7 protein-coding genes are annotated in these 6,000 nt (G+C 34.3%); all 7 read left to right on the plus strand.

Annotation, left to right across the window (positions count from 1 at the left end; genetic code table 11):
- Positions 1-55: 55 nt before the first annotated feature.
- Positions 56-1,126 carry a response regulator gene (locus MVY38_RS05865; RefSeq protein ID WP_297484291.1) on the plus strand — a complete coding sequence of 357 codons (1,071 nt, stop codon included), beginning with the start codon at positions 56-58 and terminating at the stop codon, positions 1,124-1,126.
- Between the two features lie 157 nt (positions 1,127-1,283).
- Positions 1,284-1,610, plus strand: coding sequence for a hypothetical protein (locus tag MVY38_RS05870; protein WP_297484293.1), 327 nt, complete (start codon positions 1,284-1,286; stop codon positions 1,608-1,610).
- 38 nt (positions 1,611-1,648) lie between these two features.
- Positions 1,649-2,335 (plus strand): c-type cytochrome, encoded by a 687-nt coding sequence (locus tag MVY38_RS05875; RefSeq protein ID WP_297484295.1) that lies wholly within the window; start codon positions 1,649-1,651, stop codon positions 2,333-2,335.
- The gene (locus MVY38_RS05880) at positions 2,325-3,758 is read left to right on the plus strand and encodes a cbb3-type cytochrome c oxidase subunit I (protein WP_297484297.1); all 1,434 of its coding nucleotides are present in this window, start codon (positions 2,325-2,327) and stop codon (positions 3,756-3,758) included. Before MVY38_RS05875 ends, MVY38_RS05880 begins: the two co-directional genes overlap by 11 nt.
- A gap of 11 nt (positions 3,759-3,769) precedes the next feature.
- Positions 3,770-3,922 carry a hypothetical protein gene (locus MVY38_RS05885; protein WP_297484299.1) on the plus strand — a complete coding sequence of 51 codons (153 nt, stop codon included), beginning with the start codon at positions 3,770-3,772 and terminating at the stop codon, positions 3,920-3,922.
- Between the two features lie 65 nt (positions 3,923-3,987).
- Positions 3,988-5,697 (plus strand): nitrite reductase, encoded by a 1,710-nt coding sequence (locus tag MVY38_RS05890; protein ID WP_297484301.1) that lies wholly within the window; start codon positions 3,988-3,990, stop codon positions 5,695-5,697.
- A gap of 96 nt (positions 5,698-5,793) precedes the next feature.
- The coding region (locus MVY38_RS05895) for a c-type cytochrome (protein WP_366939768.1) at positions 5,794-6,000 on the plus strand (207 nt) is incomplete at its 3' end.

The following is a 6,000-nucleotide window of genomic DNA, read 5'->3' on the forward strand; positions in this document are numbered from 1 at the left end:
TTAGGTTTAATTTTTTATACTGTATCATTTAGCAAAACTATAAAAAGGGTTTTATATGTATCTCAAATTTTTAGCACAATATCAACTAGAAATCATTACTGTTCTAGCACTTTTATTACTTTTTATACTCTATGTATTATTAAAAAAGCGTCCAAAAAAGAGAGAAACCTTATTAGAGATTAAGCCAGCAGTTGTAGATGAATATGAGCAAGATACACAAAATGCTAAAGAAACAGAAAAAGATATCTATGACACGCATACATCGAAAGTCGAAGAAGAAGAAGAAAAAGAAAAAGAAAAAGAAATAGTAGTTGATAATTTTAAAAGACAGACTGTTCCTCCTCATGGGAAAATCAAAAAAGAGGACTTTAGTAAGTTTAGTAGAATGCGTATTCTCCTAGCAGAAGACAATATTATCAATCAAAAAGTAATCTTAGGTCTCCTTGGTGACAGTGGTATAGAAATTGTCCTTGCCAATGATGGACAAGAAGCACTCAATATTTTAGAGAATGACGATAATTTCACACTTATACTTATGGATGCACACATGCCAAATATAGATGGTTTTGAAGCGACAAGAATTATACGAAAAAATCCAAAATACAATCATATAGTAGTAGTTGCACTTAGTGGAGATACAGCAAGTGATGACATCAAAAAGATGAAAGATGCCGGAATGAGTGAAACACTTGAAAAACCTCTTAAAATGGATGCATTATATGATATTTTGTATGCATATAATATGAATATAGCAAAGCAAAAAAGTACAATAGTAACTAATGATAATAACAAGCTTTTAAATACAGAAATAGGTCTAAATATTTGTGGAGGGGACATCAATTTTTATAAAGATATTTTAAAAGAATTTTTACAAGACTATGGTAATTCTGATGAAGCTTTGCTTCTACTTATAAAAAAGAACAAGCTTGAAGAAGCAGATCAATTACTACTAGATATTGTTGGTATTTGTGCAAATCTAGGGGCTGAGCAACTACACAATATCGTTTTAGAAACCAAAACAATATTAAAAACACCAAGCAAAAACTTATCTTCAATATTACAATCTTATAAAAACAGTTTAAAACAAACTACTGAACGCATCAATAAATACATTCAAGAGAATTAATTTTTTCTTATGTATTAATCATAATGTTACCTTTTAAATAAAAAAAATTCAAAATCTCCTCTTTTTTACGATTCTTGACATAAATCAAGTTAATTTAATTCCAAACTTAATAAACTACTCATGATTCTAAATTCCAATTCAATTTAAGGAAAAACAAATGATAGACCCATCTGTAATCAGACCAGAAATCGCGCTAGGTGATTTTTTGCCTATCTTTGTCTCTTCTGCACTTGTATTAGTTTTTGGAGGATTTTATGTAGGTATATATACTGCAGTAAAGGTAAAAATGCTTAAACCATGGTTCATAGCCCTTGCATATATGTTTTGGTTACTCACAGCATATTGTTTGTACTTAATGGGAAGTTTAATGCATGTTGGGGAATTTACTGCAAAAGCTTTAGTCGTCGCTGCAATTGGACTTATTTTACTTCCACACGCAGTCTATTATATGCAAGATCAAGTTCATAAAAAGAATGAACATTGAAAATATATATATTGAATAAAAAATTTTAGGAGGATACAGTGGCAAAGAAATCTGTATGGAGTGACAATCGTTTCTGGCAGCGTTCAGCAACATGGGTTACCGGTTTTGCATCAATACTTTTAATTTGGTTGACATTTGACACATCAGCACAAATTGCAATGGGTAATGATAAGAACCTCAAAGACGGTGTAACAAAAAGGGTTCCAGGGCCTACTGTTATTAATTACAAAATTACTTATGAAATGAGTAATAAGCGTGGTCATGAAGTGCCTATTATAGGTGGAAATGATGGCAAGGGGAATTCACTCTTTCAACAAAAAGAGAAGTTTTTTGGTCGTGACGACTACTCTGAAAAAGAAGCAAGAGCTTTATTGCACTTAGGTAAATTGGGATCACAGGCAAAAAACTGTATGGATTGTCATACACTTTTGGGAAATGGCGCATACTATGCACCAGACTTAACAAAAGCATGGCTAGATCCTGCATGGGGACCAGATGGTGCAATGCAAGCATTAACTGGAAAAAATACAAAAGAGGAGGCTATGGCTGAATTCTTACAACATCCAGACCAATACCCTACACATGCGCGTATGATGCCAAATCTTGGTATTACAGCAAAAGAGGCTAAAGGTTTAGTTGCATTTTTAAAACATATGTCATCTATTGATACAAATGGTTTCCCTAGAAACTTTGGAAAAATAAAAGGAGCAGTTCATGGCAAGTAAATATTTGACAGGTACTGGGAGTGAATCAAAACAGTTAGCAACATGGTATTTTACTTTTGCAGCTATTTTGTTTGGTGCTCAATTACTTTTTGGTTTAGTGGCAGCTACTCAATATGTAATGCCAGGTTTTCTTTATGGAATACTTGATTTTTCTATTGCAAGAATAATACACATTAATGCACTTGTAGTATGGATGGTATTTGCAATGTTTGGTTCTGTTTATTGGTTATTACCAGATGAAACTGGAATTGAAACGGTTGGAATCAAAATAGGAAAGCTTCTATTTTGGATTTTTGCAGCTGCTATTGTTGTAGTAGTTTTAGTATTTTTATTTATTCAAGTTGGTAAAGCAGATGCAACTACAATCTGGTTTATTACAGAGGGTCGCGAATATATTGAAGCACCACGCTGGGCTGACTGGGGTATTGTTGTTGTTGCCTTAGGATTTGTTGGAAATCTTTTCTTAACAGGTATGAAAGGAAAACAAACTGGTATTGTAACTGTACTTATGGCAGATATGATTGCGTTTGCGGGTCTTTACTTAGCTGGTATGTTCTTTACAGATAACATTTCAGTTGATCAATACTGGTGGTGGTGGGTAATCCACCTATGGGTTGAAGCTACTTGGGAAGTTTTCGTTGGTGCGATTGCTGCTTATGGACTTATTAAAATGTTAGGTGCACATCGTCAGGTTGTTGAAATGTGGCTATGGATTGAGGTTGCGATGTTATTTGGTTCAGGTATTCTTGGACTTGGTCATCACTACTTCTGGATTGGAACACCTGAGTACTGGTGGGAAATTGGTGCACTATTCTCAGCACTAGAACCTTTACCGCTTGTAGCTATGTTTGTACATGTTCTGTATGACTGGGGTAAAACTCAAGGATCAGAAGAAGAAAAAGGAAATACCAATTCGGTTATCAATAATAAACCTGCATTTACATGGTTTGTTTTAAATGCCTTTGGAAACTTTTTAGGCGCTGGTGTATGGGGATTTTTCCACACACTACCACAAATAAATCTTTATACTCATGGTACACAGTTCACTTCAGCACATGGTCACTTAGCTTTCTTTGGGGCATATGCAACTATTCTTATAGGAATGTTCTATATAGCTGTTCAAGGTACAAATGGTATTAAAGTTATGAAACATACAAGAGCTTCTATTTGGGCTACGAGTATGATTACTGGTGGTATGATGGGAATGACCGTAGCACTTACTATCGCAGGATATGTTCAAGTTATTGTTTCGCGTGCACAAATGGGTGCAACTTGGGCAGGATATTTCGATGGTCAAAGTGGTATGTGGTTTCAACAAGCAATGGATTGGAGACTTATAATGGGTCTTGTTATTTTTACAGGTTTCATTATTTTGGCAAAAGATTTACTTACTACTGGTAAAAATCCAGTACATGAAAGATAAGGAGGCATAAGATGTTTGAACCGTTTACAGATGTCGTACCAAGTTTTTTTGGTTGGCTTAATCAAGGTCCTTTAACTCTAACACTTTTTCTTCATACAGTGATAATTCTTCCAATGATTTGGATTTATTTTCAAGAGAAAAAGCGTTTGGAAAATGAAGAGTAGATAGAAATCATTTCCCTCTTTTTTATAAGAGGGAAGTTAGGAAATATTTTTTGGGGAGAACAAAAATGAAACTTAATAAATTAGTTACATCGGTTGCAGCATTAGCTGTAGTTAGTTCAGGTTTATTTGCTGGCACATCACATATGAATTTTGCTAAAGTCTACACACAACAGTGTGCAGGATGTCATGGACCAATTCATCAAGGTGGCGTTGGTGCTGACTTAAGACCAAAAGCACTGAAGAAAAAAGAGAACCATAGTCTTGTTGAAACAATTTTAATAGGAAGAGAAGGTACAGCGATGCCATCTTGGAAATCAACTTTTACAAAAGATGATGCTGCAGGTATGGTTAATTGGCTAAAAGATTGGAAAAATACAGTAACATTAAAGCTTTCGTTAGAAGGTGTACATAAAACATGGAAAAAGCTTGCAGATCGCAAAGCTTTATACTCAAAATATCCAAATCCTGTAGATGTTAAGAGCGATAAAGACATTATGTTTGCAACAGAGAGAGATGCCTCTTTAGTTGATTTTATTGACTCAACAACAGGGAAAGTTTTATCTCGTCATAAAGCTGGATATGCTGTACATGTTACTGTAACAAACAAAAGAATTCCTCGCTATGCATACTGTATTAGTCGTTCAGGTCGTTTAACTATGTTTGATTTGAACGCTCCAGGACAACCTGCGCTTGCAAGTGTTCAAGTTGGTCAAGACTCTCGTGGACTCGCTGTTTCTCCTGATGGAAAATATGTAATGGTTGGTAACTACAATCCAGGTGGTGCTGTTTTATGTGATGCTCATACACTTGAGCCACTTAAAGTATACCCTACTTCTAGTGTTATAAATACAGATGGAAATATTGAGCCAAGTCGTGTTGCATTTATTGCAGACACTCCTTATGCACCATATTTTGTATTTGCACTTAAAGATGCTGGACATGTGTATGTAGTTGATTATTCAAAACCAAATTTTCCAATTGTAGGTGATATTGCTAATATTGGTAAAATTTTACATGATGCTTTTGAAAATGAAGGCAAACAAATTGGACGATTTGTTTATGTAGCTTCTCAAGGAAGTGATTTGATGGGTGTTGTTGATTTAAAAACACTTAAACTTGCTGCAAAAGTCTATACTGGTCCAGGTACTAAGCCACACCCAGGTCAAGGTAGTTCTTGGTATAATGACAAATATGGACAACTTAATGCTACAAACAGTATGAATGTCGGTGATGTTGTTATTTGGAATATGGACAATGAAGTTGTAGCTAATGTTCCAACTGCTGGCGGTGGATTATTTGTAGGTACTAGTGAATTTACTCCATACATTTGGTCAGACTGTGTTATTGGTGGTGTTAAAAATTATAACAAAATGTATCTAATCAATAAACAAACTCTTAAAACTGAGAGAATTATTGAAGTCGGTAAAAAGAAAGGTCATCTTATAGATGCAGAGACTGGAAAAATTTTACAAACTTGGGATGCAACTCAATACAAAACAGTGACACATAAAGAGGTGGCTTCAAAGCTTTCTAAAGAAGAACTCGTACCATATACTGCAAAACATGGTGCAAAAGTTTCTAAACCAGTTCAACCACGATTGTTGCATGCAGAACCTGCTAATCATGGTAGATGGACAACAATTAGTGAATGGACTACAGGTCGTATTGGAATCTACAATGCTAAAACTGGTAGATTTATAAAATATATGTATAACTTCACTACACCAACTTTTACTTATTCTGTTGAACACAGAGAGAAAATTCCTGGTGCATAATATATATGTCCTTTTTAGGACATATATTTTTCTTATATAAGATATAGTAATATACTTTTTATAAGAAAAATAAGAAAAATTGTAAGGAATATATTTATGAAAAAAATGGTATTATCTGCTTCTATATTATTCATATTTGCTTCTACTGCTTTTGCAAATGATAGTGATGGGAAAAAGTTATTTCAAGAGTATTGTTGGGGATGTCATCATGAAACTGCAATGGCATTTGGACCATCATTTGAGAGTATAGCAAATAAACGGACTAGAGAAGAAGTTATGGCACAAATTGCAGATCCTGACAAC

Source organism: Sulfurimonas sp. (genome assembly GCF_027056685.1).
Taxonomy (GTDB): domain Bacteria; phylum Campylobacterota; class Campylobacteria; order Campylobacterales; family Sulfurimonadaceae; genus Sulfurimonas.